Genomic DNA, 25,954 nt, shown 5'->3' on the forward strand with positions numbered 1-25,954 from the left:
TGGTAGCTCGCTGCATTTATGCCCCAAGAGGCAATTATTGACCAATCTCGATGGTCGTACTGTCTTTCTTACGTTGTTTCGACACGTAATATTCGTTGGCGGCCTGATTTTGTGGCTCGCTTATCCGCTGAATTTTATAATTCCGATCAGCAAGGTTATTCGAGGGTACATGTTCTGCCGTAATACCGCCTACTGGCTGTGTAGTAGGCATCTGGTGTTTGTAATTGGCTAATTGCCCCTCAGCTGGTGTCGTCGTTTTAACAGCTACCGTTGTCTTTCGTTCCCAGCGGCTTGCCGAAGCTGCCATACCCGGATGTTTGTAATTACCGGTTGAGTACATCGGGTTATTTAGAGGTTTTCGCTGTCCGTCATCCTGCGAAAAGGCTTGCCCCGACGCAGCCAGAATACTGACCCCGACGAGCAAAAAGGCTATTGATTTCATGACGTTTCTATGGTTTTGTTGTACAACAAAGTTAGTACTCTGTATGACAATAGAACAACGAAAACATCTACTATTCTTATAGTTAGGCCAGTTTTTTTCGAATTAATCGCAAAATAGACTCCGAATCAGTCAATTCGGAGGCATTTTCTAATGAAAACCACCGGATGTTATTAATTTCATCAGAATCCCCAAACAGTTCATTCGGGTCCGCTTCCAGCAAAAATCGAATGTCGTAGTGCAGATGCTCAAGTACCTCTTTCCGAGCTGGAATTTGATGTACATCGACATCGAAAATAGCGGGCGATAGTAATCGAACCGAACTTAAACCGGTTTCTTCCTGCGCTTCACGGAGCGCAACAGCCGCTACGTCCGGGTCGCCATCGGCATGGCCACCGGGCTGGAGCCAACGATCGAGCTTACGGTGGTGGATCAGAAGCGTTTGCGTACGATCGGGACTAACAATCCAGGCCGATCCTGTTACGTGCCCAATGAGTAACGACCGCTCAAAGCAGTCGGGATATTGCTCCACAAAGGCAATAGTAGCCTGAGTCATAGCTTGTTCATTCGGATCGGCAGGTGTGTGCTGATGAAGCAACTGAAGCAAGGGTTGTCGATACATGAATTGGGTTTTTGCCTAAAAAGCCGCAATTTGGTGCTGTTTTTCATAAACACCTAAAACCAATTTATTCTAAAGTCATGCGTAAACTCGTACTGAGCGGTGTTACACTCTGTCTTGTAGCCCAGTTAGCTACTGCTCAAATTAAATTGCCTTCGCCTAGCCCTGGTGCCTCGGTCATGCAAACCATAGGCACAACCGATTTAACCGTAACCTACTCGCGCCCAAGCCTGAAAGGACGTCAACCCTTCACCGATTCGTTTGTTCCCCTCGGAAAAGTTTGGCGAACGGGTGCCAATGCCGCAACCAATATTACTACCACAACCGACCTGATGGTCAACGGAAAAACCCTACCCGCCGGAACGTATGCTATTTTGACGATTCCTGCCGAAAGTAGTGCTACCTTGATTTTCAGCAAAAACAAAACGGTTTCTGAAGCGGAATACAAACAGGCGGATGATGCTCTGCGGGTAGAGATGACACCTGCCGAAATCAGCGATAAGGTGGAAACGTTCACCATTAACTTTAGCGACCTGACCGACAGCACCGCGAAGCTGAATTTCATGTGGGCGAATGTAAAAGCCAGCGCCGACCTGAAAGTTAATGTCAGTGCGAACGCAGCTGCCAATGTAGACAAGGCCGTAGCCGACAAACCCGATGATGCTGCCGTTTTACAGGCTGCCGCCAGCTACAACCTCTCGAAAGGGCGTAACCTGGAGCAGTCCTTAGGCTGGATCGACCGATCAATTGCGAAGGGGGAAAACTACCGGAATCTATACGTAAAATCGCAGATTCTGGCGAAAATGGGCAAGTATAGCGATGCCCTTCCCCTCGCGCAGAAAGCCCTTACCATGGGACAATCATCGAACGATGGCGCGTTCCCATTTTTCAAGGATGGCATCGAGAAAAGCATTGCAGAATATACCTCGAAAGTCCCTGCTGTACCAGCTGTGAAAGCAGGAAAAGGCAAAAAGAAAGCGTAATGAGTTTTGATTCTGTAGATCAACAAAAGGCGGCACTCAATGTCGCCTTTTGTTGGTTTTACCCCATCACATGAATTGCAATCTTTTTTACCCAATGAGCCTGTTTAAACTTTTACAACTACTATTGATTGGATATTGAATTTGTCATTCCGACGTCAGGAGGAATCTCGAGTTTGACTAATACGCAACGTTGAGATTCCTCCTGACGTCGGAATGACAAATTCACGCTGATTTTTGATCGAAAAATAAAAACTTAAACAGATTCACCTAAAAAATCAACGAATGAAATCCCGACTTCTTCTCCCCATACTATCAATCCTGTTGGCGTTTACTCACCCGACTCACCTACACGCGCAACCACTGCATCGACTCCCTATAAAGACGGTGCAAGACCTTCATGCTTATTTTAAATGGTCCGACAAGAAACAGCCTATCATTAGTGGGCACCGAGGAGGCATGGTGAACGGGTTTGCCGAAAACTCTCTGGCGTCCTTTGAAAACACCCTAAAATACACGCCCGCTTTTTTTGAAACTGACCCTCGGCTCACCAAAGACAGTGTCATCGTGCTACTCCACGATGCTACCCTGGAGCGAATGACCAATGGTACCGGCAAGCTCTCCGACTACACCTGGGAAGACCTCAAAAAGCTCCGTTTGAAAGATATTCAGGGGAATCTAACCCAACAACGGATTCCAACGTTGGAGGAAGCTATCGAATGGGCAAGGGGTAAAACGGTACTTAATCTGGACCGAAAAGATGTGCCCCCTTCCATGACAGCAGCCATCATACGCAAGCACAAGGCCACAGCTTTTGTGATGCTCACGGTTCATTCACCAGAGCAGGCTGTGTACTATTACAGGGATAATAAAGACTTGATGTTTTCCGCTTTCATCAAAAACAAACAGGAACTGGAGGCCTACGAAAAAGCGGGCATTCCAGCAAGCAGCATGATTGCTTACATCGGCCCAACGATCAAACCAGAGAACAAAGAGCTTTACCAGCTCCTCAATGGCAAAAGGATTATGTGTATGATTTCGGCCGCATCGAGTTACGATAAGTTGCCCGATGAGCCGGAACGGTTAAAGGCTTATCAGGCTATTATTGAGGATGGAGCGAGCATTCTGGAGTCTGATTACCCGATTGACGTGGCCAGGGCGCTAAACCTTCCTAAAGCGGCAGCAACTAGTTCTACTAAACAAAACTAGGCGGTCTATTCTTAAGACGCTCGTTGATACCCTACTCACAAAGTACAAAGCACCAAGTATAGGAAGCCCAAAAATAACTTCTGGATGGGTCAACCCGTTAAGCCAAACTAATGAAGCTTTTAACCACTACTGCTTTTTGTTTATTGCTGCTAATTTCCAGCCAAGCTCAAACTCCTCTTCGACTCGCCATTGCCGGATTAAGTCATGGCCATGTAGGCTGGGTATTTAACCGTCCCGATAAAAAAGACACTGAACTCGTTGGTATTTATGAAACCGACCAGGCTTTGGTCGATCGGTTTGTCAATCGTTACAAACTGGATAGAAAGCTATTTTTCAGTGACCTGGGCAAGATGCTTGACCAAACAAAGCCGGACGCCGTTTCTGCGTTTGGGGCTATCAGCGATCACATTGGTATTGTCCGTGCATGTGCGCCGAGAAAGATCAACGTAATGGTCGAAAAACCGCTCGCCACTACCTTTGCTGATGCCAAAGAAATCCAAAGCCTGGCGCAAAAGAATAACATTAAAGTACTGACGAACTTCGAAACGTCCTGGTATGCCAGTAATCAATACGTTCATGAGCTTTATGAGGCAGGCAAATTGGGTGAGATCAAGAAAGTGATGATCAATGATGGGCATCAGGGGCCCAAAGAAATTGGTGTTAGTAATGAATTCTTTGCTATTCTGACCGACCCGGCAAAAAATGGCGCTGGCGCCTTAGTAGACTTTGGGTGTTACGGGGCTAATCTGATGACCTGGTTAATGAAAGGGCAAAAGCCACTGACCGTAACCGCCGTTACCCACCAAAACAAACCCGACATTTACCCTAAAGTCGACGACGAAGCCACGATTGTGTTGCAGTATCCATCGGCCCAATGCATTATTCAGGGCTCGTGGAACTGGACATTTGCCCGGAAAGATATGGAAGTCTACGGTACAAAAGGGTACGCTGTTGCCGTAGACGCAACCACCATTCGAGAGCGGTTGCAAAACAAAGACCCCGAAGAGCGCAAGAAAATAGACCCTCGCCCTGCCCCATTCACCGATCCCTTTTCGGTATTGGCAGACGTAGTTCAGGGACGACTGAAGTTAGATCAAAACGATTTATACGAGCTACCGATTAATGTAACAGCCGTTGAGATTTTAGAAGCGGCCAAGCTGTCGGCCAAGTCGGGAAAGACGGTTTCGTTAAAATAGCCTTTCTTTTCGTTAAGCATTTGTTCAATCAAGGTGCTGCCCATGAATCGCAGACATTTTCTAGCCCTAACGGCTGGCGCTTCCGCCACCGTTGGGCTTAGTTCATTCGATTGGGGAACCGCTCCTGCAATCCCCATCATCGACACCCATATTCATTTGTTCGATCCAACTCGCCCGCAAGGCGTGCCCTGGCCGACTAAAAAAGATGGTATTCTGTATCAGCCAGCGCTTCCAGCCCGCTATCGAAAAATTGCCGTTCCGTTAGGTGTTGTGGGGGCAGTGGTTGTCGAAGCTAGCCCTTGGCTGGAAGACAATCAGTGGGTTCTCGATCAGGCGGCACAGGACAAGATCATCGTTGGCATCATCGGCAATCTTGAGCCGGGGCAACCTAACTTCCGCCAGCAACTTGAGCGTTTCCAACCCAATCCACTGTTTCGCGGTATTCGGTACGGAAACCTTTGGGATCGGGATTTAGCGGGTCAATTGTCGAATTCCAGGTTCGTATCGGATCTTCAGCTTCTGGCTCAGGCTGGCCTCGTGCTGGATACCGCGAACCCAAACCCGGCCTTACTGGCAGCCATCGTCCGGTTGACGGATCAAGTGCCCACACTGCGGGTAATCATCGATCACCTTCCCCAAATGGCAACTCCACAGGACACAAAAACGCAGAAGGCCTGTGAAACATATTTACACGAGTTAGGTCAGCGCCCTCAGGTATACGTAAAGATTTCGGAAGTCCTGCGCCGAGTGGATGGAAAAATACCGCAGACAGTCAGTTTCTATCGCGCTCACCTGGATGAACTTTTTGACCGCTTTGGAGAAAATCGATTGTTGTACGGCAGTGACTGGCCCAACAGCGACCAATGGTTGCCCTTCAATGTCGGCCTACGATTGGTTCGTGACTACTTTATGAGCAAAGGCCAGCCTTTGGCGGAAAAGTACTTCTGGAAGAATTCGATTAAGGCGTACCAATGGCATAAACGCGACTCTACTCAGCCGGGGTAATGTGTCCGGTTAAGCTTTTCTTTACTAAGAAAATATAGTTTTTTGTCATTCCGACATCAGGAGGAGTCTCAAGCTTGGCTAATACGAAAGTTAAGATTCCTCCTGACGTCAGAATGACAAAAAAAGATTCAAATTCAATAGGAACAAGAAAAATCAAACAGCTTCCTAGCTTATACCGTTTGCCGATATACCGTTTTTTGCAACACCCAGGCAATCCCCACCACCAATAGACAGCCAATAACATTCAGCCAGAGAAAAGCAGTCAGGTTCAGATACCAGCTCACAATAACGAGGAGTTCGCCGATAATCGTTGCCCAGAGTGTGGCCCGTCCGCCCACCGATTTGACGTAGAAAGCCACGACGAATACGCCCAGAATGACTCCGTAAAACAGCGATCCCAGAATATTGACGGCCTCAATCATACTACCTAACTGGTTGGCAAACTGAGCGACCACAATGCAGAAAATACCCCAGCCAATGGTTGCCCAACGAGAAGCCTGCAAATAGTGCTGATCGCTCCCCTCCTTCTTAATCAATCGCTTGTATACATCAATAACGGTGGTGGAAGCCAGCGAGTTGTAGGCCGAAGCAATTGACCCCATCGAAGCACTAAAAATTACGGCAATCAGCAAGCCGATCAGTCCGTGTGGCAGGTAATCCAGCACAAAACGGAGGAACACGTAATTGACATCGTTGGTATCGGCTGCCGGATGATTCTTTTTGATCAGCTTTTCAACATCGGCCTTCACTACTTTTAGGGCTTCGTCTGTTTCGCGAAGAATATTCCCTGCCGCGTCTTGCCCGGCTTCGTCGTCGGCCTTGAGGGCAACCTGCATATCAATGACAGCCCGTTGACGCTGTGTGGCCAGGTTCTGATGCTTAATTTCGGCCAGTTGATAGTCCTTTGCATACGGACTCTTTTTAAGCAGATCGGTTTCCTGCTTGTTAAAAAACGTGGGCGATGGGTTGAACTGATAGAACACAAATACCAGTACTCCCACCAGCAAAATCAGAAACTGCATGGGCACTTTCAGCAAGCCATTCATGAGCAATCCCAATCGGCTTTGCCCTATTGTTTCGCCCGTCAAATAACGCCCCACCTGCGACTGATCAGTACCGAAGTAGGACAATTGCAGGAAGAACCCACCGATCAGACCAGACCAGAGGTTATAACGACTATTGGGATCAAATTTTAAATCGATCAGGTTCATCCGGCCAGCCTTACCTGCTACATGCAACGCATCGACAAAGCCAACGCCTTCGGGCAATAACTTTACGGTAAGATACCCAGCCAGTGCCATCGCAAAGGTCACGATGGCCATTTGTTGCAGGTGTGTGTACGAGATCGCTTTTGTACCGCCCGTTACGGTATATACGAGCACGATACCGCCCATCAGCAGGTTTGTCCAGTAAATATTCCAACCCAAAATAGTCGACAGAATAATAGCTGGTGCATAAATCGAAAGGCCGGTCGACAGGCCGCGCTGAAGCAGGAACAAGCTAGCCGTCAACGTTCTAACCCGAATATCGAACCGATCTTCGAGGAATTCGTAGGCTGTAAAGATTTTCAGTCTGTGAAAAATCGGCACGAAGGTCACTGCTAAAACGACCATCGCCAGCGGAAGTCCGAAGTAAAACTGAACGAACCGCATTCCATCGGCAAAACCCTGCCCTGGCGCCGACAAAAAGGTGATCGCGCTAGCCTGGGTTGCCATGACCGACAGTCCCACATGATACCAGGGCAACGAGTGACCCGCCAGCAGGTAATCGTCCATACTACGACTTCCCCGGCTCCGAACGATACCATATACGATAATGCCCAGCAGCGTCAATCCTAAGACGCTCCAATCAAGAATACTCATGATAGCCAGCGCATTAACACATAGAACAGGACAATTTCGGCAACCAGGCTACCAATAACGATAGCATATAATTGCGGCCACGAACGAACAAACGGTGGAAGATCGGTAGGGGTCTCAGGCATGTAGGAATGGGTTGTCTCACTATAACGGCGAAATTAGCTGAAATTGATGTATCGACTTCAATTATCACATGAATGATAACTCTATCGACTAATAAAACGCTTTTCCCCGTTCGTCTTACCTGATCAGAAACCGTGCCATGCCAGTTAATCCCTTAAAATAAACAGCTCATTTCCCGATCCTGACGTGGTAGCTCGCATAGGGAATAAAGGTGATGGGTGTCGAGACATTTCGACCAATGACCAGAGGCACATAGGCTGCCAGGTCGAACGCATGGCGACGCCGGTCGAATCGTATACCGCCCGACAATATGCCCGCGAAATCAACTCCCCCGCTACCGAATAGCACAAAGTTTTCGCTAATAAACGAGAGTTTAGGACTGACCTTACGAACCAGTCCAAAAGACCCGACAACATTTCGGGACAATTCACCATTCGACAAGCTCCAGCCCAGCCCGTAGCTTGTATTATTTTGCCGATCGCCAGTCGTAACGATCCCCTGTATATACCCAGCACCTTCCAGGGTTCCGGGACCACTATTACCTAGTAATCCATTTAAACGAACCCCCAAATATTGGGCGCTTACGCCCAACCGAACCCGATCACTAACCGGTAGTGATAGCTTAGTCGAAAAATTAAAAATAGCCGTTGGGATAAACGTAAAGAACGTAGTACCCACACTCCAATTGTCGGTAATACCATATTCAAACTGACTGAAATACACCAAATAATTCCGGTAGTAGAGTCTATTTTTCTCGGCAGAAAACGCGGTTGGTACCAACCGCATCGTTTGCGGAAATTGGTTGGGAAAGCCAGCGCCATCTGTCTGACTTCCCTCCTGTTCTATCCTGACAATCTGATCTGCTTTTAGTCGAACTTCGCCCAGTTCTTTGGTACGAATAACAGCCTCTACACTGTCCTGTTTGACAATTTGTCCACGAAGCCGGGTGCCATCTTTCAACAAAATCGAATAGGTTTGCCCGGTGGAAGTCGACTTGTTCGTCTTTTGGTAATAATCATCCTGTGCTGTTGCCAATAAGGGCAACAGCGCTAGTAAGAGCATGAATAGGTGTTTCATTCGTCAGGGTTTACCGATAATCAGATTATAAGCAAGATACGGATAGAAATAAGCCTGCGTTTTCGATCCGCCAGGATAGCTGGCGTAGTAATTATAATACGGCATAAGCGACGAAAATACACCAATATCAAACGCATGCCGCAAACGATCAAAGCGTAGCGCAATTGACAAATCGGCACTTTTACCGCCATAGAAAGGATTGGGGTAAAACGTGTTGTCGCTCAGGATGGTCAGGTTTCGCGAAATTTTGTGCATAACCCCTGCCGTAATAAATGGAACTGTGTTGTTAGTGGTATAATCAGGATGTATAAGCAAACCATATCCTAAGGTCGCATTCCGCTGGCTGTCTCCAAAGGATAGTAGTCCATGCAACGTTAACTGCTGGCTAATCGAGGAAAAATATCCTTTTTGTTTGGGCTGGTAGGTCGTGTTTATACCAAATCGGAACTGCTCCCCAATCGGAAAGCTTAGTTTAGACAAGAAGCGCACATTGGCTCCAAAAATCGTTTCTCGTGCAGTATTATCAGGTTGGAACTGGCCAAAAACGGGGTTGACATTTAACCCAATACTCCAATTTTGAGTAATGCCATAATCTAGTTCATTGAGCACTAATAAGGTATTTCGGTAATAAAATCGTCCTTTTTCAGGATTAAATGCGGTTGGATTTACGAGTAAAAAGGGAGAAAATCGGTTGGCGTAAGCGGGTTTGCCCGATACAGTGAAGCCAGTATTATTTCCCGCAGTTCGTACGGTGTCAACTCGCAACAGCAACTCCGGCTCGAAGTAAGTCAGTTGTCCGTTACTCTTACGCACCGTAATCATTGTGTTATCGCGCCGAATAAAAGTACCGGGTAATTGTGTGCCGTCTTTCAGGACAAAAACGGTAGAACCGACTGCCGAATTTTCGGATACCTGCGCAATGTGTCCTGCCGAAATACGGACGATCTGATCGGCCTCTACAAACGTCATGTCGCCGTTTCCTTTCCGGATTGAAATGACAGTAGAATCCTGACGAAGCACCTGACCCCGCACTACGGAGCCATCGCGCATGAGGATGTACGAGTGCTTACGCTGGGTGTCTTCAGGAGAAATTTTGAATAATTGAGCCCGGACAACGAATGGGCATAGCAATAGGAAAAGCAGAACTGTTTTCATGGTTGAAAGGTATGGTTTGTCAAATAATGGATAGTACTTTTTGACAACATAACTCCATAGACCCTTTCTTAGTATAAAATGTCCGAATTTCTACAGGGAAAATTTACATGTCTGTTTTACCAGTGTTTTCCCTCGTTTTTTTTCGTCGATTTTGGTATAACATGCTCACTTTGTCTACCTGCTCCTGATCAAATTGATCTTCGTAGTTGCGAGTCGTTTTAATGTCAGAGTGACCAAGAGCCTCCTGTCGAGTTTCCAAAGGAACCCCTCCCCTACGCATCATATCGGCGAATGAGTGTCTCATCACGTGGGGCGTCAGATGTTTATCAAGGCCAATTTTCAACCCTAACTGCGTGATCTGGTGACGCGCCCGTCCTTTGGCTTTTCGTAATTCAATATGTTTTTCGGCCGCCGGCAATTTATCCCAATTAGTGGGCAGATAGGGGAATAAAAACTCCTGGGGCTGTTTGGGCGAGCCATCGGCATGGACTCGGTAGGGTGCCATGATCTCGATAGCCTCCTCATCCAGGAGCACACTCATAGCACGCTTATTCTTGCCTGTGATGTATCGTAGTCGATGCTCCTCACCCTCGATGACGTAATCTTTCATGCGCCAGATCACTGTATCGCCCAGCCGAGCCCCATGCGCCAGGTACATCATCATGGCCAGCGGTCGGGCATGTGCGGGGTTAGTTACGATATGGCCGCCACCGCGTCTCTTTTTTGTGACCGCAGCACTAGCCAGTAGCTCAATGTCGTCGTCGCGTAAACGGGCAACTTTTTTGCGCTTAAAACCGAAACTAATGCCCCGCATTGGGAAGGTATCAAACGAAATAAGGCCTGCATCTGCGGCTTTATTAAGCACATGTCGCAATTTGGAAAGATGAGTACTGACTGTATTCTCACCGTAGTTCTTACTGAGCCATTGCTTAAAATCAACTACATCATTCTTTGTGATATTACTCAGTAGCCAAAAGCGGGTGTCAAGCTGATCATCTGGCACAGTATCGGCAACATGGCGGGTTTCCCTCAAATACCAGCGCAGAACCTTTAAGGTATCTAAATAACCGCCAGCCGTTTGAATTTTGCCCAGATCGTCTCCAGCTGCTTTAAACCGTTCAGCAATGTGGTGGGCGAAAAAGGATAACAAGTAGTTTGGTAAACCTCCTCGTTCAAGATAATCTCGTACCTCCGTGGCGGAATAGGCTTGCTTGCGATTTTCGAAAAAAGCAACCGCATCCTCGGCCTGTTCATAAGCAACCTTGATACGTCTGTTATAATTACTATGACTATTGTTGGCTCTGCGAATCCAGTTTTCTAGTTGTGTGCTTCCCTTCTCATTGAAATGCTTTTCGGGCACAGCCATATTGAGCGCCCAATTTGCCACAACGCGATCTTTTGTAATCCGGATTCGAATTACGTGTTCGCCCTCCCGGTTTACTTCAGGCTTCAGTCGAACGGCCAACGTCACTCTGCCCATACACTATCGAACTGGATTATTCACTGATGATTCTATATACCAGACATGCCGAATCGAATCCACTCGGATAATAAAAGGCCCCGGAGGTGGATTATCTGAGTGTAACTGTATTTCCTTATCGCGCTCCAGGGTGTTTTCTTTGACTCGCTTTATAACAAAATCATCATCATACTGTACAGCCCAGACGCCAGGCTTTAAGCGATATAGTTTTTCTAAATCAACCTCCCAGTGGTTGCGGGCGATTCGGTTACCAACATAGTAACCCAACACTCTAGCCCGGCTTCGAAGCTGAGGCTCCATACTGTCCCCATCAACTTCAATTATCCACCAGTCCTTGGTGGGCCGAAAAGGGTTTGGTTCATAGTCAGCCAGGACAGCGCGCATAATGCGGACTGTCTCCAGCGGCTCCTCCCAAAAAGCGGGTGTCGGAATACCAGCGCGGGCGGACCTGGGAACAAAAGGCAGATGCATAATCGGTTCTGCCGAAAAGTTACCAATATGACGAAGGGGTTGAACGAGCTCAACATTTGGATCGAGCGGCCCAAATACTTCCTCTTCGGTCAGATCAGGGTCATCCAACAATTTCCGTACTGCCCTCAGGATTGAAATACGAGTTTGAACCTTTAGGCTTGCGGAATTGAAATAGTCGGTGATCGATCCTTTCGTTACGCCCAACTCATCACCCAGCTGCTTTTGGGTAAATATAGATTTATGCCGTTCCATGAAGGTGCGAAAGTGCTCCCCCTCTTTTTCGGGTTCAAAGCTGAGAGGTTTCCATCCGATCGGATGGTACATAGGCTCCTCACCCGTAGCTAACCACTCAAATCGGGCACGACTGGCCGCTTCTATGGCGCGCAACTGCTTTACTGAAACCTCAGCCTTGCCATTTAATATGTTGGAAACAGCAGCAGGCTGGAGTTCAGCTTTGTGTGCTAACTCCCCTTGTCGATCGTTAAAGCGCTCCAGGATGACCTCCTTGATACGCTTACGGATACCTTCCTGATCGTCTGGGCGCGGTATTCTGGCCATAAGTCTCGTATGGTAGTCAGGCGTTTTCATAGAAAGGCTTATATTTTTGTGTTTTTTGTTGTAAATAAGCCTTACTATAATTAGGTTTGTTACAAATTATTACAAACGGCTTATACGCTATTTGTAAGGTCTAATAACAACGAAAATAACAAAACTATGGGACGAAACAAGCAGGAGCTAACCGGCACCCAGAAAGATCCAGTAGAGTTTCCTAAAAAGGTGGCGATCATTAAGCGAATAGGTGCCCGAAAATTGGCGACCTATGGCTTTCTTTCTCACGAAAGCATACATAACTATTGTCGTTTGGATCGAGGGGGCGAACGACTGGAAGAACTCGTCGATAAAAGTATAAAGGCGCATCAGGAACACATTCAGGTGGCCGACAAAGTGAGTCTGGAGCGAAGTCGTAAAATATTAGCCGACGCACAAGTATGACCAAAGTGCCTTCCTATGAGGATTTTGCCGATGCTCTTAAGCGACTTGAAGTACTGGAGCGGGAAAATGAATATTTGCGAACAGTGGTAACCGACCTGCAATGGTTAACGGTTGCCCAGGTTGCCAAGGCCTGTCGTTGCTCCCAGCGCACGGTAACCCGCCTAATTGATTCCAATAAGCTGGTTAATCGAAAAGAGGGCAGCAAATCCCTGTGTAATATTTCTTCTGTACGGTCCTACTTATTAGGAAAAAAAGTTGATGAACAGGAAATCAACTACCGGCTTATGGGAGCCTGTTTACATCGATAATCCTTATTCAACAAGAAAAAACCGGACCAGCAAGTGCCAGATCCGGTTTAAATGTTGTCAAACAAGGTCATAAGACAACGATAAACAAATTATTTTTTTGTTCTTTTCGTTGTTTTTAAACCTTACAATACCTTATTTTACAACATAATCTAAAAGATAAGAACAAAGATATGAAAATGGCGCTCACCCCTACAAATGCCCGATTGGACAATCAGGCGCGGTTTGCAATAGCGCAGACTATACTGCAACGCCTTGAAAAGCCGCTGACGCTGGCCGACATCGATTTTGCCGACGGCACAGGACCCTTAGACGAACTCGTCGGCAGGCACGGCGGAGGCCACTGCAGCAGCTATGAATTCTACGACGACAGCATTTCCTACGGTGCCAAACGGCACATTTTCTATCGGATCGAGACGGAAGTCTATACCGGCGGGTGGGAAAACGATTGCGGTGTGGCGGTCGCTGTGACGGCAAAGCATAAAGAGATCGTATCGGTACCCGTTCATTCTGGCATGACGCTCGATATGGTAGCAAGATTACTAGCAATGGAGATTCGGGGGATTGACCAAAACCGTTTCGCCTGATGGAAACCGTCAAACTTAGCCTGGCCATTGTGGGCTCCCTATTCCTGCTTGGCCTTCTGGCCTTTGTGATCTGTTTTGGCCCCAGCACGTACCGATTCTTACGCGACGATCCGGACTTTCGGGTCTATCTGCACGCAAAATTCCAGCGCATTCTTCGACGCCTGCCCACCTGGCAAGAAGTGCTGATTATGGCGGTGATTTACGCACTTGGCTATCTGGCCTTTCACTTTATAAACGCTTCGTACTGATGAGCCAGCCAGCTATCCCCAAAATCATACGCACCTGTGCCCACTGGCTGACAGCGGAGCTATTCGACGAATTTTCGCTGAGTGAGCCCGCCCAGATGGAGCCCCATTTTCGCGGTTGGCTACTGGGTTTCTACCTGGTTAATAAGCAGCTTCACCAGAACGTACGGCCAACCACAATGATACGCCTGGTTAGTCAGGAAGCCGAGCGTTATTACTACACGCATCTGCATCAGAAACATCATCTATTGGAGGATAAAGCCTGGTTTTGTTTTATGCTCTCTAAGGCGATGCTGATGGTTGCCGGACACTACCCGAAGAAGCCCGTGACTAATTCACCTCGGCCTGCCAGTGATAACCCGGTCGATTTTCTGACGGTCGAATCCCTCCACGCGGGCCATTACGTCGCCTTAACCGGCGCTATACGGGCCATGACCTGGAGCACTGGCCAGAAAGACCGCGGCTACTGTGATCAGGACGATTTCGTTTCGCTTTCCCTACCCTTAATCCTGAATTAGCCATGTCTGGAAAGCCCACATTTTCTCAGCTGGACTGGATCCTGATGGCTATGGCGCTGGGTCTGGCGCTCTACTCCGTTGGCCGGTTTCTAGCCTACTATTCTCACTACGTTGGCCATGTCCCATAGACGCCCTGAGCCTATCATCTGGCCTGTTTTTGTCCTGTTTGCCCTGGGTGCGCTGGCTATTGCTATTGACCCCTATTGCCTCCAGTTGCTGGCTTTCTTTCACAAGTAACTAAGCAAAACCATGAACTTAAATTATTTCCAGTCGCTGACCGATTTCTTTGTAAAAGCGCCCGACATACGAGGCTATAAGCCTATGTATGCAGCTACGTTTAGTGGCATTATCCATCTGCTATCAGAGTCCCGTCGTCGGACAATAACGCTTAAATATGCCCACCTGAATGGCCTATTGAGACTCTCCGAAGATGCCTATTACGAGTCCCTGAATTGGCTCGACCACGCTGGACTGATTCTTTATTTTAGAGGGAAAGGCAAAAATGCTCCGGCCGAAATCTCAATCAATGTACCCGAATTTCCAGAAATCAGCGTTTCTGAAGCCCAAAATCTACAACCCGGAATCGCGGGGGGTAAGGGGGGTAGTACTGGGGTCGGTACGGGGGTAAGTACACAGGGTGGTAACGGGGGTAGTAGCCAGGGTGTAGACTCAACGTCGCGTTTTTCTCCCCCCCCCATACCCCCCTATAGAAGTAAATAATATTATTCCTGACCAGACTAGACAGACACGCGAAGAGGTTGGTCAGGGGTTTGGTCAGACGGTCGGGATGGTTTCAACCACGTTTCCTAAACCCAAAAACATTGTTCTTTCGGAAGACGAAGAGACAAACTTGCTCTTAACCTTCGGCCCCGAAAAAGTCAGGCGGATGCTACTGTTGGTATCGGTCTACAAAACCGAACAGGGGGGCACTTTAAAAACCTCCGATTTCGCTAACTGCGTGAAATGGGCCTCGATGAAAGTAGACGCCCAGGATCAGCAGGCCCGGCGCGAAGCCGACAGCAGCGCTCCCGCCACTAACACCCGCCCGGCTTACCCCACAACGAGCACGCACGTCACGACCACCAATAAGCCATTCCGGGAACTCACATGAGCCACAACCTGACTGCGCCCAAGATTGACCGGGCTACCAGGCAACGCACCTATAAGCGCCTGAAAGCTACGCCCGACCTAACCGAATTTGTATTGACCCCCGAAGAGCTTGACGAAGAAATATTGATTTATGAGTACGAACAAGAGCTCGAACGGCTACAAGCCAAACGTGGCTACAAATAAGCCCGATTTTGATTTTTCGTTACCCACTGACGTTGCCGCTGAGCGGGCACTAATCGCCACACTGCTCGATAATCCCGACCTGATGGCTGACGCCCTGGAGCTCCTTGGCTCAGGTGAGGTGCTAACCCAGGAAGGTTACCAGATTTTGTTTTCCATCTTAACCACACTCTACGACGAAGGAAGAACCATCAAACTAGGCACTGTCGTACAGGAGCTAAGAGCCAAGGGGCACTACGATCGGCTTATCGAATTGGGCATCAGCCTGCAGAATCTACCCGCAGAGGGAAGAAGTACTGAATTTATCGACACGGCCGTTTACCTGCGCAGTTTGTGGGTCAAACGTACAGCTGTCGAATCAGCCAGTCAAATTCTCTCCAGTGTCCGATCAGGGGAAACCGTTAGTCAACTCGTCGACAAAATCACCTCTGCTGCGGAGGCCGTTTCGGCGGGTCTGTCGATCGGCACGGAACCAACTATGTCCGATATACTTCGTCAGTCGCTGGACAATATTGAAGCTGCCCTTTCAAAGCCTGGCACCCTGACGGGGGTACAAACGGGCCTTGGTAAACTGAACCGGAGTCTGGGCGGCTGGCAAAATTCAGATGTGATTATGATCGCCGGCCGGCCGGGTATGGGTAAGAGTGTGATGGGTGTTTTTCACGCAATTGCAGCTGCCAAAGAAGGCGTGCCTGTTGGGTTTTTATCGCTCGAAATGCCATCCTGGTCGTTGATGAATCGCATCATTGCCCACGAGACGGGCATTCCTTACGGACGCATCAAAATAGGTGATTTAAGCGAGGCTGAAGTGGTGCAGGTTCATAACGCCATGGGCCGCATCGAAAAGCTGCCCATTCACTTTTATGATGAACCCAATAAGGATATAAATGATCTGTCGTATAAGCTGCTGCACTGGAAGAAAAAGCACAAGATCGGTCTGGTCATTATCGATTACGTACAAAAAATGACCGACCGGACTATCAAAACGGCCGACGAATACGCCGTCTTAACCAGCGTTTCCAACAAGCTGCAGACGCTCCAGCGACGCCTTCAAATTCCCATTATCGAACTAGCCCAGTTGAACCGGGCCGTGGAAGGCAGGCATGGCAGTAAGCGTGCGGGCATGTCTGATCTGCGCAGCACTGGCCAGTTTAAGCAGGACGCCACGGTGATCATCATGCTCTACCGGGATGATTATTACAAAGAAAAAGCGGCCCGTGACGCGGCCGAATCGTCGGACAACAATTACGTAGAACCCATCTACGATCAGCAACTCGAGCTCGGCCTTGTCAAAAGCCGGGATGGCAGTATCGGAACGGCTGTGGTCTGGGCCGACGTGGCCATTAACCGAGTTGCCGATGAGCGGCCCATGCAAACTCTGTCCAATAGCTTTCCCGTTCGCGGTCAGCGCGACCCCAACGACGACATACCCTTCTAAGTATCACCTCTAAATCTTCATACCATGTACGGAATCCTTTACGACGGGATCAGTCCCGCTACAGTCACGTTTTCGCCTAGTAAACTACCTTACCTGAAGAAAAAGTACGGCAAGGCATTTCGCGCGCTAAACGGCGATATCCCCATGCAGCCAGCGGCCGTCGGTACCGCCACGGTCGAACCGCTCTGGCGAACGGAAACGACTAAACCGGCCGCCAAAGCGGAAAGCCCTAAAGCCGAGAAATCCCCAAAACGTAAGCTCATCCCAATTGCGAAGGCTGAGAAAAAACAGATGGGTGGCCATAACGCTAAAGCTGTTGTCAACACTGCTACAGGCGAGTATTTCCCCAGTGCCTCAGCGGCCGCCAGCGCGATCGGTGCGCATTTGCCGGATATGATCACCCACCTGAACGGCACGCTCAAACGGGGCAAATACAAACGGGGTAACGTCAAAGGGCAAACCTTTCGCTTTGCGACTCCGGAAGAGATTACGGCTCATCAACCGCTAACCCCTACTTCCCATGTGGCGTAAATCAAAAGTGATCTATGAGGGCATGGTGAACCGGGAGCGTAAAACGTTTACCGAACACTATCTGCACGAATCGATTTCGCTCGGTGACGTCGAAGAACAATGCGCCAAAAACCTCAGCAAACGCATCACCACCGGCATTGAAATGGTTGACAGTGCCGCTAAAGTCCGCTTTACGAAGGTGATCTTTTTCGGCATGCAGGAAGATGATTTTTTCTTCGAACTGAAAATTGGTGAATGGGAGGATAACAAAAAAACGACCTATACCTATCTGCTCCCGGCCGTTGGGCCTGAACAGGCGATCGAGCGCATAAAAGCCTACATGGGGACGACCAGCGCCGACTGGCGGCTACTGGATATCAAAGAATCTGATATTCTGGCCGTCTGGAGCTCTGCCTCTGATTTGTGGATGGGTGACTGGTGGAATCGGATGGATCGCTATTACGCGGAAGGCAAACGTATGCCTGATGCCAACGACGTGACCGACCAAGAGGGGGAAAGTGGCGAAGGCGAGGAAAACGACGACGATGCGCCACGCGATATGTTCGGCAACAAGCTCAGCAAGTCAGGCAAAAAACGCACCGGTAAAGGCAACCGAAGCTACCGCAACAAGGGCAAAAACCGGGGGTCGAATGTCAGCTATAGCCGGTTGAACTGATGGGATATCCGCACCGAAGGCCTGGCCAAAGCCTGGTCGATTACCACCAGGAATTCTACAGCATCGGCCAGCTGCAGCTGTATTACGATACCCTGCGTGATGGCAAGGCCGTACCGGGTATGGGTGAGGTCGAACGGGCTGAGCGCATCGAATGCGATAAAGACCATTTTGAGCCGAAAAGTAGTCGACGAACCTGCTCCAGAAAAAACCAAACCTGAACCGGTGGCCACGGCTGCAGGAGCTACCGCCGAAGCTCCTAAAATGGATCTATCGAAGGCGCAGCGGATTGCGGAGGACTTGGTGGTTTTGCTGGAGGATCTCTGCGATAAAATTCACATTGCCGGTTCGATTCGCCGGCTAAAGCCCCAGGTGAAGGATATCGAAATCGTCTGTCAACCCAAGCTCTTTCAGGAAACTGATTTCAGCTTGTTTGGCGGCAAATCCCAACCAGCGCAGATCATCCCCGCTTTTCGTCGAATGGTCGGCATGCTCGGTACGCCCATCAAGGGAAAGCCCGACGGCCGGCACATGCAGATCGATCTGCCGTCGGGCATCAAGCTGGATCTGTTCATGCCCGTCGGTACGGATTACTACCGACAGTTTGCGATCCGCACCGGCTCAGCCGAGTATTCGGCCAAACACATTGCCGGCAGCTGGAAGAAAAAAGGTTGGTGTGGCACGCATGACGGCCTAAGGCTAATAAACGATTGCGAAGAAACCAAGTCGGGCTGGAAGGTAGTCCGGCCCAACCCGACCTTACCCCCAGCCTGGCAGTCAGAGAAGGAATTTTTCGACTGGCTGGGTGAGAAATGGATTGCTCCCAAAAACAGGATTTAACCCCAAACCATATGTCAGACTATGCGCCGGGCGTCAGCCCAGACGATATCATCAAAATCACATTTGTCGTGATGCAAAACGGTAAACCCGTTTCTAAAGAAGTCAGCATGAAGCGCGGCAAGTTCATCGACTGCAATGCCAGGGGCCAAACCAAAGGCTTTACCAAAGCGGCCCAGCTGTACGAGTTGATTGTGGCTGAGAAGGCCTACGAGAAAATCACCGATTTAGATAATGTCAATTAACGAGCAACAATTTAATCAATTATATATGGAAGGATTACCAGGTTACGATTCACTGGCAAAGCTTGTTATTGCCAAAGCCTGCCACGAGGCCAACCGCGTTTGGTGTCAGCTCGATGGCGATTATTCACAAAAACATTGGGATGAGGCCGAACAATGGCAACGGGACTCAGCCATAAAGGGCGTCGAGTTTCGCCTAGCCAATCCCCAGGCACCTCAATCAGCCCAGCATGATGCCTGGTCGGCCGATAAGGTTGCCGACGGGTGGGTGTATGGTGAGACGAAAGATGCTGTGGCAAAAACACACCCCTGTTTAGTGCCATTTGAGGAATTGCCCCTCTTTCAACAAAAGAAGGATAAGCTATTTCAATCAATCGTCGATGCTTTGAAATAGCCATGACCGACTTACACCTGCGCGGTCCTCCAGTGCCAGGCCTGCCGATCGTCGAGAGATACCAGGCGTCTCGAAGTGGGATCGACGATCGGCTTTTTCTCTCAACCTTTAAACAGTAAACCAATGCCTATTTTACTCAATCACCCACGAGGTGAAAATCAAGTAGTACAACAAGTCGATTTCGGTACCGGCGACATCCTGATCAATGGCTGTCGTGACCTGGATAAAGATTACGAAAATCAACTCTGGCTTATTCAGCATTCACCAAAGCCTAAAGAGGACTGGGCTGTGGTGAAAGACCCCGCCTATGCTAAAGGCACGAATACCGATGACACGCCGGTCAAACCAACCGTAGTGCTGGCCTTTTCCGATCGGGACAGCATCAGTTCGTTAATGCGATCACTGCAGGAGCTCTATAATCAGATGCCCGTTCCTGAAGGTGGCATAGCCCATAAGCCTAAAGTACCTGAACTGTTAGATGAAAAAGGGTTTGTCTTTCTGGATGGCGGCAATCGGCCCTATTGGATTCGGTTGTGGGATGGTGAGCCGTGGCTGTTTTACTGGCATGCGGATAATAGCTGGGTTAGTCTGCGTAAGACGAATCAGAACGAGATCTGGCAGGCCTCCCAGGTCCGGCTACCTGACGAGAAGGCCGAATTGTATCATCAGTTACACGCTAAACGGGTTTAGTCATGTCAGAAAACAAAATCAATACCTATACCTGCCCGGCTGGCCACGTGATGGTTACACATGATTTGGATGAAGGGGTAACGCCTTTTATGAAAGGCTGCCCAACCTGTGGTGCTATGGCCCAATCCGGCATGTATCGAGTTGATCAAACGCTAACGCCAACCCACGAATGGTATAGGCCGGCTCATCCGGAACGTTACGAAAATATGTCGATGCGCCAGCATATTGAAGCGGGTGGTTTGGCCTTCCGCACCATTGGCGATCCGGACGAAACGCTTGAGATGCCGGAACCAACACCTAAACCTCGCCATAAACTGAAGTGTCTACCTGAATTCTTCCAGGAAGTCAAGGCGGGCTATAAAGGTTTTGAGTGCCGACTGAATGACCGTAACTACCAGGTAGGCGACGAATTGCTACTGGAGGAATGGAGTGAGGAATCTGGCTATTCGGGCGATAGTGTGCTGGTAGACGTAGCCTACGTGTTACCTGGTGGTCAGTTTGGTATTGAGCCTGGCTACTGCGTAATGAGCATAGTCTGGAGCATAAACTTGGACTTCAATAAATTCCTGTACGAGGAAGGTCCCGAGCACGAAGATGGATTTCCGATAACAACGTTTTGTGGATGAAACGATACCAATACCTCGGCGATCGCATGACTGACCCGACCCTGAAAGATCAGTCATGCACGGCCGTCCTGCAGGAAAACGGCAAATGTATTCGGGGGAAAAACGGCAACATGCTCGTTGTCTTCGATTCGGGCCGGACGGCGAACGTTATCGGTCGACTGTTAAGAAAGCTATGACAAAACTAGCTGCTGATATTACCCGGTGTACTGGCGACTCGGGCAATCCGGATGATAACTTTCGGGAATGTCCAGTTCGAAATGACTGCGCCAGGCATCGCGATTATTTCGCTGCTCATCTGCCAGCCAATCAACCAATCCCCCGAATGTTTGCGCCGAAGATATGCGATCTCTACATCAAGTATGAGGGGGATTAATTGCAGAAAACGTAAAAAGATTACGTCCTGGCTGACATTCATTTGTTTATGAACTACTATCTCGACACCGAAACTACAGGCCTTGAAGTTACTGATGAAGTGATTGAAATCGCTCTCGTTGATGATGATGGAAATACCGTTATCAATACACTTTGTCGGCCGTTACAGAACACAGAATGGCCCGGAGCCCAGCGCATTCATGGTATTGCTCCAGCTGATGTTTTACGAGATGATCTGCCAACGCTTGCTGATTTGGCTCCTCAACTCTCCAGTATTTTAGCTGGCCATACGCTGATCATTTACAACGTTGCCTTCGATCGGTATTATCTCAGCGAAGCCGGCGTCGATCTATCCAAAACAGAAGTTCATTGCTGTCAGGATAAGTACGCTGTTCATTATGACGACTATTCCGAGTACTGGGGTAATTATAAGTTTAAAAAACTCACAGTGGCGGCCGATGAAGCAGAGTTTCGTTTTGAAGGCTCCAACCCACACCGGGCGCTATGGGATGCGTTGGCCTGCCGGGCTGTCTGGCAATACCTGACCGTTCCGGGCCGAATGGAGGAAGTTAAGCTTCTGCGCGACAAGCGCTGGCAGGATGAAGCAGATCAGCGTCAGGTCAGATGGTTTATCGAGGAGCTGGAGCAAAAAGAAACGGCGCGCCTGAACGTTGTCAATAAAGCCTGGGAGGAACGCAATTACCCCTTTTTGGGTATTCGACGAGAGCAGTATTATGGCCATCAAGCCAAAGAGTCAGCAGCTGTGTTTTGCCGGGTGGCGACGGGCTATCCATTGGAGGAGTGGAATACCTGGTATAAATGGTGCCGGTTGCCAAAAGTTCGGTCAGGTCAATTTCCTGAGACATGGAAAACCCGAACCGACCGTACCTGGTACATGCTTCGTAGTTGGCAGCCTATTTATTTGGAGCCTGCCCAGCAGACTGATTACCCAAAGCCCGTGGCGATGTACGTCAATTCGCGCGGGAGCCTGGAGCCGCTATATGATCCTAATCAACTTACGGAAGGAGTCGACTGGGTGCCGATCGCCGACGGCTGGCCAGAGGGATTCGTATCAATCACGAAGCTGCAGAGAGAGTATAAGGTCAGAAAGAAGGATTTGCCGAATTACCGACCGGCTTTTTTGAAACGGAGCAAATACGATGATTATCTGTTGTATCCTGTACCCGCTGGTGCTCCAGCCCCAAGTGCTCCTGTTCGTCTTAAAGTTGAGCAAGCAATTAAGGAGGAAGCTAATCAAGAGGAGGATGGGTTGCCGTTTTAATCTATTAAAGAACGCAGGAGAATCATAAATCAGGTTGTTCTGAAGACGATGATTTATGGTGCTGAAATAGCGATAGTTGGTCTATCTCTCGTTGATTATACTATTAGATAACTATTATAAGATTAATAAAACTATGAATCTTAAAATTGATTATGCAATATTTGCATTGTAATTGTTACTCAGTAGACACTACTTAGTAATGCCTACTAGTAAAAACAAAAAGCTCGGTACCAACGGCACCGAGCGATTGTTAGTAGTTGAGCAACTCAAGGATTCTGATCGCCAAATCTATTCCTCCTTGGGTGGCTACTTCCAAGCTGATAAGTACTCCTAGTACCTCAGCAACCCGGCGTAACCAGACTAACCACTGGTTACGCCTTCTTTTTGGCGTACCCATGAACCAAAGGTCAGAACTAATTTTATACAAAAAAATTTATATGTATAAAAACAAAAAACTAACCATTTTGGCACGGTGTTTGAGCAGGCCAAAATCCTTGTCAATCTTTTTTATAACAACCCCAAACCTTAAGCCTAGAGCCACTTTTACAAAGTTTCCACTAATTACATTTATTAAATTCGTGCATGTCAAAACATACAATTGCTTTTGTCGGTAAGTCCGGACATTTATATGTACTCAGAAATGAAGGGCTCGTTTATTCAGAAATTAAACCTCAGTATGCAAAACGGGAATCGATCGAGCAGTACAATAATCGAACGGGCTGGCCAGTGTATGTTTCTGCGGACGAAGCAATGGCCGACTTTGACCGGGAAGTGACGATTGATCCGGGGACGATGAAGGCCTCTGTGTGAAAGAAGTTATAAGGGTTTAAGTCCGTCAGTCATTTATTGCGCCCGTTATTACAAAAGCCACATTACTTCTAAGAGCTTGGTGTACATTTGTTTAAGCAGTAGTCGCTACTAAACAATGGCAAGAAAAAGATCTAGATCACAAAGCGCAAATCAAGCTCCAACTCCGCCAAATCCAGTCTGTTCACCAGTTGCTACACAATCAACGGCAACGAATACCCATGCGGCTTCTCCTTTGCAATCAACTCAGACATGGAGTCAAAAATGGAAGGAAAATGCTCCTTCAAATGGGTTTCAGAAAGTAAATATGATTGCAAGTATAGTCTTAGCTTTCTTTTCTGGAGCCTTGGCCCTACTTACGTTTTTTCAACAGGCGGACATTAAGGGGATGAGCGATTTGCTAATTAAACAAGATTCATCCATAAGCTTTTTAAAAACTCTTGCGGCCCAAAGTAAGATGCTCGCTAATCAAAATCGAGAACTACTAGTTAGTCAAAATCATTCACTGAGTTTACTTACTAGGCAAACAATATCGATACAAGAACAGACTAAGGAGGAATTGGCGGCTACAAAGCCTATACTTAGAATTAACCCAGAGATCTATCTTGTAACATTGCCAGACCCTAGTGCTTCACGGATACAGATAGGAATACAAAACTATGGCCAGCGGCAAGCAAAAAATATTCAACTAAGGATTAACTGGTTTTTGATTAATGATGGTAAAATTCAATTCAAGACTAGGGGAGGGAAAAATTATCCAGAACCTTTAGATACACAACAAATTACTACATATACTTTTGATTTTAGCAATGTTGCTGCAGCTAAAATGTACTTTTCAAAGGCTTATGTTGTAATCTCTGTTGAATATATTGATGCTCGGACCCAAAATAAAGAAAAGAATCAAATTATTGCAAAAATGAATTTGAGGAATGCTATGAACGACGATTACCTTATCCTTGGAAGAACTGTAGTACTTGGAAAAGAACGTGTTTTGATTGAAAAAGCAATTCGAACTAAGCAATTGTTAGAAAATAATGCTAACAATACGATCGATGTGCCTTTGGACACATCGATTTATTAAAAATGCCTCGTCTGTTGAACAAGGCATTTTTAATAATTGAATTCGGGCTTAAACTCATACTAATTACTGACTTAAAAACATTCAGGCTTTTACAGAAATGCCATTAATGTACTGGTTTGCCTCATCCATAGTTTGAAACTGATTTAGATACTGGCTGCCTAGGAACACCATATACCGGTAAATGGAGAACTTGTTTTCTTTTATAGAGAGCATATATAAGGAAGGTTTATTTGTATGCCGAAAATAAAAACATGACTTCAATTTTTTAAACAGAATAGCATAAGTTGATTATTTGGCGATTTGGTAGCCTGTGCAGTAAGAATAAAAAATGCCCGGTTCAATCGACCGGGCATTTTCGAACCTTCCTCTTTTTTAATCAAAAACTACTCAATCAAAACAGTACAGCCAGTGCAATTTTACATTTGGCTAAAAATGCCTGACGCTCAACCCAGCCATTCGGAAACTGGCGCTTCTCCGTGGGTTTGGGGATATGACCAATATTGACAATGCAGGATATCTGCCATACCTGATCCCTGTCAGCATAGATCGACAAACTTCGATCCTTCCAGTAGTCACAGGCGGAGGTTACCCACCACTGCGGCTCTTCCAGTAGTTCCGGATTATCGACACAATCAATATTGTGTCTGCGCGAAAAGGCCAGGTAGTTTTTATAACCTGTGGTTTGAAAACCTCCCCGACCTTTGAACTTGATCCCGTAGCCTTTCACGGTATTACCCAGATCCTTTCGTCCTTCGTAAGCGGCTCCGGATGCATACTCTTCGGTCGCTTTCATTCGGTCGCTTTCGTGTAGCATCTGAGCCAGAAAGTGAGCGAGTCTGAGGAATGTATTGATCTGATATTGCACGATTAATACATTCAGCCAATCTACGTATTTAGCGGCCGACTTTCGATCGGCACCGCAGGTAACAAGAATATCAACGGTTAGTGGTTTCATTCGCTTTGTGGTTGTTTATCCCGTCCAAGGGCTACATCACCTTGTGCGGAAATGAGTGTCATCTTTTCCTGCCAGTTTCGGGCTTTTTCGATTTGCTGTGCAAGTGTTTCCATGTTCGTATGGGTTAGTTGATTAATGGTGTTACAGAAATGTCCAGGTAAAATTGTGGATCGGGGGTGTAGCCTTCTTTATCCGGATGATACCCACCCCGGTAAATGTTAATGACGTACGAATGTCTGCCACCGGGCAAAACGCTATACATATAATAAGTTGGCTCCTTGTACGCGGCCTCCCCTCGGCCTGTCAGGATATAATCAAACTGCTGGATTAGCTCCAGGTGAGGTTTCGGATTATTAACCCAGGGAATAGCGATCAGATCACAGTCCCGGTTCATACTCCCATGCAGCACCAGGTTATAGCCCATCTCCCTCGCCTTTTCCTGCATCAGGTTTAGAAAGTGAGCATACAGCATGGGTTTGGTTTGGATCGCTTTCAT

36 protein-coding genes are annotated in these 25,954 nt (G+C 47.9%); 25 read left to right on the forward strand and 11 right to left on the reverse strand.

Annotated features, from left to right (window positions below; all coding sequences use genetic code 11):
* Positions 1–34 precede the first annotated feature (34 nt).
* Both H3H32_RS16200 and H3H32_RS16205 read right to left on the reverse strand, forming a co-directional pair.
* Positions 35–442, reverse strand: coding sequence for a hypothetical protein (locus H3H32_RS16200; protein ID WP_182463681.1), 408 nt, complete (start codon positions 440–442; stop codon positions 35–37).
* 82 nt (positions 443–524) lie between these two features.
* Positions 525–1,061, reverse strand: coding sequence for an NUDIX hydrolase (locus H3H32_RS16205; RefSeq protein WP_182463682.1), 537 nt, complete (start codon positions 1,059–1,061; stop codon positions 525–527).
* 77 nt (positions 1,062–1,138) lie between these two features.
* On the opposite strand from H3H32_RS16205, the gene H3H32_RS16210 reads away from it, so the two are divergent.
* The 4 genes from H3H32_RS16210 (at position 1,139) to H3H32_RS16225 (ending at position 5,448) form a co-directional block, all read left to right on the forward strand.
* Entirely contained in the window at positions 1,139–2,041 is a 903-nt protein-coding gene (locus H3H32_RS16210) for a DUF2911 domain-containing protein (protein ID WP_182463683.1), read from the forward strand.
* Positions 2,042–2,323: 282 nt separating this feature from the next.
* Positions 2,324–3,247 (forward strand): glycerophosphodiester phosphodiesterase family protein, encoded by a 924-nt coding sequence (locus tag H3H32_RS16215; RefSeq protein ID WP_182463684.1) that lies wholly within the window; start codon positions 2,324–2,326, stop codon positions 3,245–3,247.
* 110 nt (positions 3,248–3,357) lie between these two features.
* Positions 3,358–4,443, forward strand: a complete 1,086-nt coding sequence (locus tag H3H32_RS16220; RefSeq protein WP_182463685.1) for a Gfo/Idh/MocA family protein — start codon at positions 3,358–3,360, stop codon at positions 4,441–4,443.
* Positions 4,444–4,485: 42 nt separating this feature from the next.
* Positions 4,486–5,448 (forward strand): amidohydrolase family protein, encoded by a 963-nt coding sequence (locus H3H32_RS16225; protein ID WP_182463686.1) that lies wholly within the window; start codon positions 4,486–4,488, stop codon positions 5,446–5,448.
* 170 nt (positions 5,449–5,618) lie between these two features.
* On the opposite strand, the gene H3H32_RS16230 is transcribed toward H3H32_RS16225, so the two are convergent.
* The 6 genes from H3H32_RS16230 to H3H32_RS16250 form a co-directional block, all read right to left on the reverse strand.
* The gene (locus tag H3H32_RS16230) at positions 5,619–7,310 is read right to left on the reverse strand and encodes a sodium:solute symporter family protein (RefSeq protein ID WP_182463687.1); all 1,692 of its coding nucleotides are present in this window, start codon (positions 7,308–7,310) and stop codon (positions 5,619–5,621) included.
* Complete coding sequence (locus H3H32_RS37870; protein ID WP_256432997.1) at positions 7,307–7,432, reverse strand: hypothetical protein; 126 nt, start codon at positions 7,430–7,432, stop codon at positions 7,307–7,309. The genes H3H32_RS16230 and H3H32_RS37870 overlap by 4 nt, the downstream gene beginning before the upstream one ends.
* Positions 7,433–7,598: 166 nt before the next feature.
* Positions 7,599–8,507, reverse strand: a complete 909-nt coding sequence (locus tag H3H32_RS16235; RefSeq protein WP_182463688.1) for a hypothetical protein — start codon at positions 8,505–8,507, stop codon at positions 7,599–7,601.
* 3 nt (positions 8,508–8,510) lie between these two features.
* Positions 8,511–9,662: a hypothetical protein gene (locus H3H32_RS16240; RefSeq protein ID WP_182463689.1), complete on the reverse strand. Its 1,152-nt coding sequence runs from the start codon at positions 9,660–9,662 to the stop codon at positions 8,511–8,513.
* A 103-nt stretch (positions 9,663–9,765) separates the two neighbouring features.
* Positions 9,766–11,142 carry a tyrosine-type recombinase/integrase gene (locus tag H3H32_RS16245; RefSeq protein WP_182463690.1) on the reverse strand — a complete coding sequence of 459 codons (1,377 nt, stop codon included), beginning with the start codon at positions 11,140–11,142 and terminating at the stop codon, positions 9,766–9,768.
* Between the two features lie 3 nt (positions 11,143–11,145).
* Positions 11,146–12,171, reverse strand: coding sequence for a LexA family transcriptional regulator (locus H3H32_RS16250; RefSeq protein WP_182463691.1), 1,026 nt, complete (start codon positions 12,169–12,171; stop codon positions 11,146–11,148).
* Positions 12,172–12,327: 156 nt separating this feature from the next.
* On the opposite strand from H3H32_RS16250, the gene H3H32_RS16255 reads away from it, so the two are divergent.
* The 17 genes from H3H32_RS16255 (at position 12,328) to H3H32_RS16335 (ending at position 21,137) form a co-directional block, all read left to right on the forward strand.
* Positions 12,328–12,606, forward strand: a complete 279-nt coding sequence (locus H3H32_RS16255; RefSeq protein WP_182463692.1) for a hypothetical protein — start codon at positions 12,328–12,330, stop codon at positions 12,604–12,606.
* Positions 12,603–12,914, forward strand: a complete 312-nt coding sequence (locus H3H32_RS16260; RefSeq protein WP_182463693.1) for a helix-turn-helix domain-containing protein — start codon at positions 12,603–12,605, stop codon at positions 12,912–12,914. Before H3H32_RS16255 ends, H3H32_RS16260 begins: the two co-directional genes overlap by 4 nt.
* A 170-nt stretch (positions 12,915–13,084) precedes the next feature.
* Entirely contained in the window at positions 13,085–13,498 is a 414-nt protein-coding gene (locus H3H32_RS16265) for a hypothetical protein (protein ID WP_182463694.1), read from the forward strand.
* Positions 13,498–13,746 carry a hypothetical protein gene (locus H3H32_RS16270; protein WP_182463695.1) on the forward strand — a complete coding sequence of 83 codons (249 nt, stop codon included), beginning with the start codon at positions 13,498–13,500 and terminating at the stop codon, positions 13,744–13,746. The genes H3H32_RS16265 and H3H32_RS16270 overlap by 1 nt, the downstream gene beginning before the upstream one ends.
* The gene (locus H3H32_RS16275; RefSeq protein ID WP_182463696.1) at positions 13,746–14,261 is read left to right on the forward strand and encodes a hypothetical protein; all 516 of its coding nucleotides are present in this window, start codon (positions 13,746–13,748) and stop codon (positions 14,259–14,261) included. Before H3H32_RS16270 ends, H3H32_RS16275 begins: the two co-directional genes overlap by 1 nt.
* A gap of 249 nt (positions 14,262–14,510) precedes the next feature.
* Entirely contained in the window at positions 14,511–14,981 is a 471-nt protein-coding gene (locus tag H3H32_RS16280; RefSeq protein WP_182463697.1) for a hypothetical protein, read from the forward strand.
* 67 nt (positions 14,982–15,048) lie between these two features.
* The gene (locus tag H3H32_RS16285; RefSeq protein ID WP_182463698.1) at positions 15,049–15,372 is read left to right on the forward strand and encodes a hypothetical protein; all 324 of its coding nucleotides are present in this window, start codon (positions 15,049–15,051) and stop codon (positions 15,370–15,372) included.
* A complete protein-coding gene (locus tag H3H32_RS16290) occupies positions 15,369–15,554 on the forward strand; it encodes a hypothetical protein (protein WP_182463699.1) in 186 nt (61 codons plus the stop codon). The genes H3H32_RS16285 and H3H32_RS16290 overlap by 4 nt, the downstream gene beginning before the upstream one ends.
* Positions 15,502–16,989 (forward strand): replicative DNA helicase, encoded by a 1,488-nt coding sequence (locus tag H3H32_RS16295; RefSeq protein WP_182463700.1) that lies wholly within the window; start codon positions 15,502–15,504, stop codon positions 16,987–16,989. The genes H3H32_RS16290 and H3H32_RS16295 overlap by 53 nt, the downstream gene beginning before the upstream one ends.
* 24 nt (positions 16,990–17,013) lie before the next feature.
* Positions 17,014–17,520, forward strand: a complete 507-nt coding sequence (locus H3H32_RS16300; protein WP_182463701.1) for a hypothetical protein — start codon at positions 17,014–17,016, stop codon at positions 17,518–17,520.
* Positions 17,510–18,175 carry a DUF4494 family protein gene (locus H3H32_RS16305; protein WP_182463702.1) on the forward strand — a complete coding sequence of 222 codons (666 nt, stop codon included), beginning with the start codon at positions 17,510–17,512 and terminating at the stop codon, positions 18,173–18,175. The genes H3H32_RS16300 and H3H32_RS16305 overlap by 11 nt, the downstream gene beginning before the upstream one ends.
* Positions 18,176–18,274: 99 nt before the next feature.
* Entirely contained in the window at positions 18,275–19,012 is a 738-nt protein-coding gene (locus tag H3H32_RS16310; protein ID WP_220472647.1) for a nucleotidyltransferase family protein, read from the forward strand.
* An 11-nt stretch (positions 19,013–19,023) separates the two neighbouring features.
* Positions 19,024–19,254: a hypothetical protein gene (locus H3H32_RS16315; protein ID WP_182463704.1), complete on the forward strand. Its 231-nt coding sequence runs from the start codon at positions 19,024–19,026 to the stop codon at positions 19,252–19,254.
* A gap of 25 nt (positions 19,255–19,279) precedes the next feature.
* The gene (locus H3H32_RS16320) at positions 19,280–19,645 is read left to right on the forward strand and encodes a RyR domain-containing protein (RefSeq protein ID WP_220472648.1); all 366 of its coding nucleotides are present in this window, start codon (positions 19,280–19,282) and stop codon (positions 19,643–19,645) included.
* 123 nt (positions 19,646–19,768) lie between these two features.
* Positions 19,769–20,335, forward strand: a complete 567-nt coding sequence (locus tag H3H32_RS16325; RefSeq protein WP_182463705.1) for a hypothetical protein — start codon at positions 19,769–19,771, stop codon at positions 20,333–20,335.
* Positions 20,336–20,337: 2 nt separating this feature from the next.
* Positions 20,338–20,961, forward strand: coding sequence for a DUF3850 domain-containing protein (locus tag H3H32_RS37165; protein ID WP_220472649.1), 624 nt, complete (start codon positions 20,338–20,340; stop codon positions 20,959–20,961).
* On the forward strand, positions 20,958–21,137 hold the full coding sequence (locus tag H3H32_RS16335; RefSeq protein ID WP_182463706.1) for a hypothetical protein: 180 nt from the start codon (positions 20,958–20,960) through the stop codon (positions 21,135–21,137). Before H3H32_RS37165 ends, H3H32_RS16335 begins: the two co-directional genes overlap by 4 nt.
* A 5-nt stretch (positions 21,138–21,142) precedes the next feature.
* On the opposite strand, the gene H3H32_RS16340 is transcribed toward H3H32_RS16335, so the two are convergent.
* Positions 21,143–21,376, reverse strand: coding sequence for a hypothetical protein (locus H3H32_RS16340; RefSeq protein WP_182463707.1), 234 nt, complete (start codon positions 21,374–21,376; stop codon positions 21,143–21,145).
* A gap of 6 nt (positions 21,377–21,382) precedes the next feature.
* Here H3H32_RS16340 and H3H32_RS16345 point away from each other — a divergent pair, with 6 nt between their 5' ends.
* The 4 genes from H3H32_RS16345 to H3H32_RS16355 all read left to right on the forward strand — a co-directional run bounded on the left by H3H32_RS16345 (position 21,383) and on the right by H3H32_RS16355 (position 24,503).
* The gene (locus H3H32_RS16345) at positions 21,383–22,615 is read left to right on the forward strand and encodes a 3'-5' exonuclease (RefSeq protein ID WP_182463708.1); all 1,233 of its coding nucleotides are present in this window, start codon (positions 21,383–21,385) and stop codon (positions 22,613–22,615) included.
* A gap of 199 nt (positions 22,616–22,814) precedes the next feature.
* Entirely contained in the window at positions 22,815–22,949 is a 135-nt protein-coding gene (locus H3H32_RS37875) for a hypothetical protein (protein ID WP_256432998.1), read from the forward strand.
* Between the two features lie 248 nt (positions 22,950–23,197).
* The gene (locus H3H32_RS16350) at positions 23,198–23,425 is read left to right on the forward strand and encodes a hypothetical protein (RefSeq protein WP_182463709.1); all 228 of its coding nucleotides are present in this window, start codon (positions 23,198–23,200) and stop codon (positions 23,423–23,425) included.
* A 115-nt stretch (positions 23,426–23,540) separates the two neighbouring features.
* Positions 23,541–24,503, forward strand: a complete 963-nt coding sequence (locus H3H32_RS16355; protein WP_182463710.1) for a hypothetical protein — start codon at positions 23,541–23,543, stop codon at positions 24,501–24,503.
* Positions 24,504–24,894: 391 nt separating this feature from the next.
* On the opposite strand, the gene H3H32_RS16360 is transcribed toward H3H32_RS16355, so the two are convergent.
* Together H3H32_RS16360 and H3H32_RS16365 are read right to left on the reverse strand one after the other, a co-directional pair.
* A complete protein-coding gene (locus H3H32_RS16360) occupies positions 24,895–25,458 on the reverse strand; it encodes a glycoside hydrolase family 19 protein (RefSeq protein ID WP_182463711.1) in 564 nt (187 codons plus the stop codon).
* A 124-nt stretch (positions 25,459–25,582) separates the two neighbouring features.
* A complete protein-coding gene (locus H3H32_RS16365) occupies positions 25,583–25,954 on the reverse strand; it encodes a hypothetical protein (protein WP_182463712.1) in 372 nt (123 codons plus the stop codon).

The sequence above is a fragment of the Spirosoma foliorum genome, assembly GCF_014117325.1.
Lineage (GTDB): Bacteria > Bacteroidota > Bacteroidia > Cytophagales > Spirosomataceae > Spirosoma > Spirosoma foliorum.

What these genes read in the sequence shown, in the direction of transcription:
- H3H32_RS16200 (WP_182463681.1), bottom strand. Translation starts at nt 442, where the DNA reads ATGAAATCAATAGCCTTTTTGCTCGTCGGGGTCAGTATTCTGGCTGCG.
- H3H32_RS16205 (WP_182463682.1), bottom strand. Translation starts at nt 1,061, where the DNA reads ATGTATCGACAACCCTTGCTTCAGTTGCTTCATCAGCACACACCTGCC.
- H3H32_RS16210 (WP_182463683.1), top strand. Translation starts at nt 1,139, where the DNA reads ATGCGTAAACTCGTACTGAGCGGTGTTACACTCTGTCTTGTAGCCCAG.
- H3H32_RS16215 (WP_182463684.1), top strand. Translation starts at nt 2,324, where the DNA reads ATGAAATCCCGACTTCTTCTCCCCATACTATCAATCCTGTTGGCGTTT.
- H3H32_RS16220 (WP_182463685.1), top strand. Translation starts at nt 3,358, where the DNA reads ATGAAGCTTTTAACCACTACTGCTTTTTGTTTATTGCTGCTAATTTCC.
- H3H32_RS16225 (WP_182463686.1), top strand. Translation starts at nt 4,486, where the DNA reads ATGAATCGCAGACATTTTCTAGCCCTAACGGCTGGCGCTTCCGCCACC.
- H3H32_RS16230 (WP_182463687.1), bottom strand. Translation starts at nt 7,310, where the DNA reads ATGAGTATTCTTGATTGGAGCGTCTTAGGATTGACGCTGCTGGGCATT.
- H3H32_RS37870 (WP_256432997.1), bottom strand. Translation starts at nt 7,432, where the DNA reads ATGCCTGAGACCCCTACCGATCTTCCACCGTTTGTTCGTTCGTGGCCG.
- H3H32_RS16235 (WP_182463688.1), bottom strand. Translation starts at nt 8,507, where the DNA reads ATGAAACACCTATTCATGCTCTTACTAGCGCTGTTGCCCTTATTGGCA.
- H3H32_RS16240 (WP_182463689.1), bottom strand. Translation starts at nt 9,662, where the DNA reads ATGAAAACAGTTCTGCTTTTCCTATTGCTATGCCCATTCGTTGTCCGG.
- H3H32_RS16245 (WP_182463690.1), bottom strand. Translation starts at nt 11,142, where the DNA reads ATGGGCAGAGTGACGTTGGCCGTTCGACTGAAGCCTGAAGTAAACCGG.
- H3H32_RS16250 (WP_182463691.1), bottom strand. Translation starts at nt 12,171, where the DNA reads ATGGCCAGAATACCGCGCCCAGACGATCAGGAAGGTATCCGTAAGCGT.
- H3H32_RS16255 (WP_182463692.1), top strand. Translation starts at nt 12,328, where the DNA reads ATGGGACGAAACAAGCAGGAGCTAACCGGCACCCAGAAAGATCCAGTA.
- H3H32_RS16260 (WP_182463693.1), top strand. Translation starts at nt 12,603, where the DNA reads ATGACCAAAGTGCCTTCCTATGAGGATTTTGCCGATGCTCTTAAGCGA.
- H3H32_RS16265 (WP_182463694.1), top strand. Translation starts at nt 13,085, where the DNA reads ATGAAAATGGCGCTCACCCCTACAAATGCCCGATTGGACAATCAGGCG.
- H3H32_RS16270 (WP_182463695.1), top strand. Translation starts at nt 13,498, where the DNA reads ATGGAAACCGTCAAACTTAGCCTGGCCATTGTGGGCTCCCTATTCCTG.
- H3H32_RS16275 (WP_182463696.1), top strand. Translation starts at nt 13,746, where the DNA reads ATGAGCCAGCCAGCTATCCCCAAAATCATACGCACCTGTGCCCACTGG.
- H3H32_RS16280 (WP_182463697.1), top strand. Translation starts at nt 14,511, where the DNA reads ATGAACTTAAATTATTTCCAGTCGCTGACCGATTTCTTTGTAAAAGCG.
- H3H32_RS16285 (WP_182463698.1), top strand. Translation starts at nt 15,049, where the DNA reads ATGGTTTCAACCACGTTTCCTAAACCCAAAAACATTGTTCTTTCGGAA.
- H3H32_RS16290 (WP_182463699.1), top strand. Translation starts at nt 15,369, where the DNA reads ATGAGCCACAACCTGACTGCGCCCAAGATTGACCGGGCTACCAGGCAA.
- H3H32_RS16295 (WP_182463700.1), top strand. Translation starts at nt 15,502, where the DNA reads ATGAGTACGAACAAGAGCTCGAACGGCTACAAGCCAAACGTGGCTACA.
- H3H32_RS16300 (WP_182463701.1), top strand. Translation starts at nt 17,014, where the DNA reads ATGTACGGAATCCTTTACGACGGGATCAGTCCCGCTACAGTCACGTTT.
- H3H32_RS16305 (WP_182463702.1), top strand. Translation starts at nt 17,510, where the DNA reads ATGTGGCGTAAATCAAAAGTGATCTATGAGGGCATGGTGAACCGGGAG.
- H3H32_RS16310 (WP_220472647.1), top strand. Translation starts at nt 18,275, where the DNA reads ATGGCAAGGCCGTACCGGGTATGGGTGAGGTCGAACGGGCTGAGCGCA.
- H3H32_RS16315 (WP_182463704.1), top strand. Translation starts at nt 19,024, where the DNA reads ATGTCAGACTATGCGCCGGGCGTCAGCCCAGACGATATCATCAAAATC.
- H3H32_RS16320 (WP_220472648.1), top strand. Translation starts at nt 19,280, where the DNA reads ATGGAAGGATTACCAGGTTACGATTCACTGGCAAAGCTTGTTATTGCC.
- H3H32_RS16325 (WP_182463705.1), top strand. Translation starts at nt 19,769, where the DNA reads ATGCCTATTTTACTCAATCACCCACGAGGTGAAAATCAAGTAGTACAA.
- H3H32_RS37165 (WP_220472649.1), top strand. Translation starts at nt 20,338, where the DNA reads ATGTCAGAAAACAAAATCAATACCTATACCTGCCCGGCTGGCCACGTG.
- H3H32_RS16335 (WP_182463706.1), top strand. Translation starts at nt 20,958, where the DNA reads ATGAAACGATACCAATACCTCGGCGATCGCATGACTGACCCGACCCTG.
- H3H32_RS16340 (WP_182463707.1), bottom strand. Translation starts at nt 21,376, where the DNA reads ATGAATGTCAGCCAGGACGTAATCTTTTTACGTTTTCTGCAATTAATC.
- H3H32_RS16345 (WP_182463708.1), top strand. Translation starts at nt 21,383, where the DNA reads ATGAACTACTATCTCGACACCGAAACTACAGGCCTTGAAGTTACTGAT.
- H3H32_RS37875 (WP_256432998.1), top strand. Translation starts at nt 22,815, where the DNA reads ATGCCTACTAGTAAAAACAAAAAGCTCGGTACCAACGGCACCGAGCGA.
- H3H32_RS16350 (WP_182463709.1), top strand. Translation starts at nt 23,198, where the DNA reads ATGTCAAAACATACAATTGCTTTTGTCGGTAAGTCCGGACATTTATAT.
- H3H32_RS16355 (WP_182463710.1), top strand. Translation starts at nt 23,541, where the DNA reads ATGGCAAGAAAAAGATCTAGATCACAAAGCGCAAATCAAGCTCCAACT.
- H3H32_RS16360 (WP_182463711.1), bottom strand. Translation starts at nt 25,458, where the DNA reads ATGAAACCACTAACCGTTGATATTCTTGTTACCTGCGGTGCCGATCGA.
- H3H32_RS16365 (WP_182463712.1), bottom strand. Translation starts at nt 25,954, where the DNA reads ATGAAAGCGATCCAAACCAAACCCATGCTGTATGCTCACTTTCTAAAC.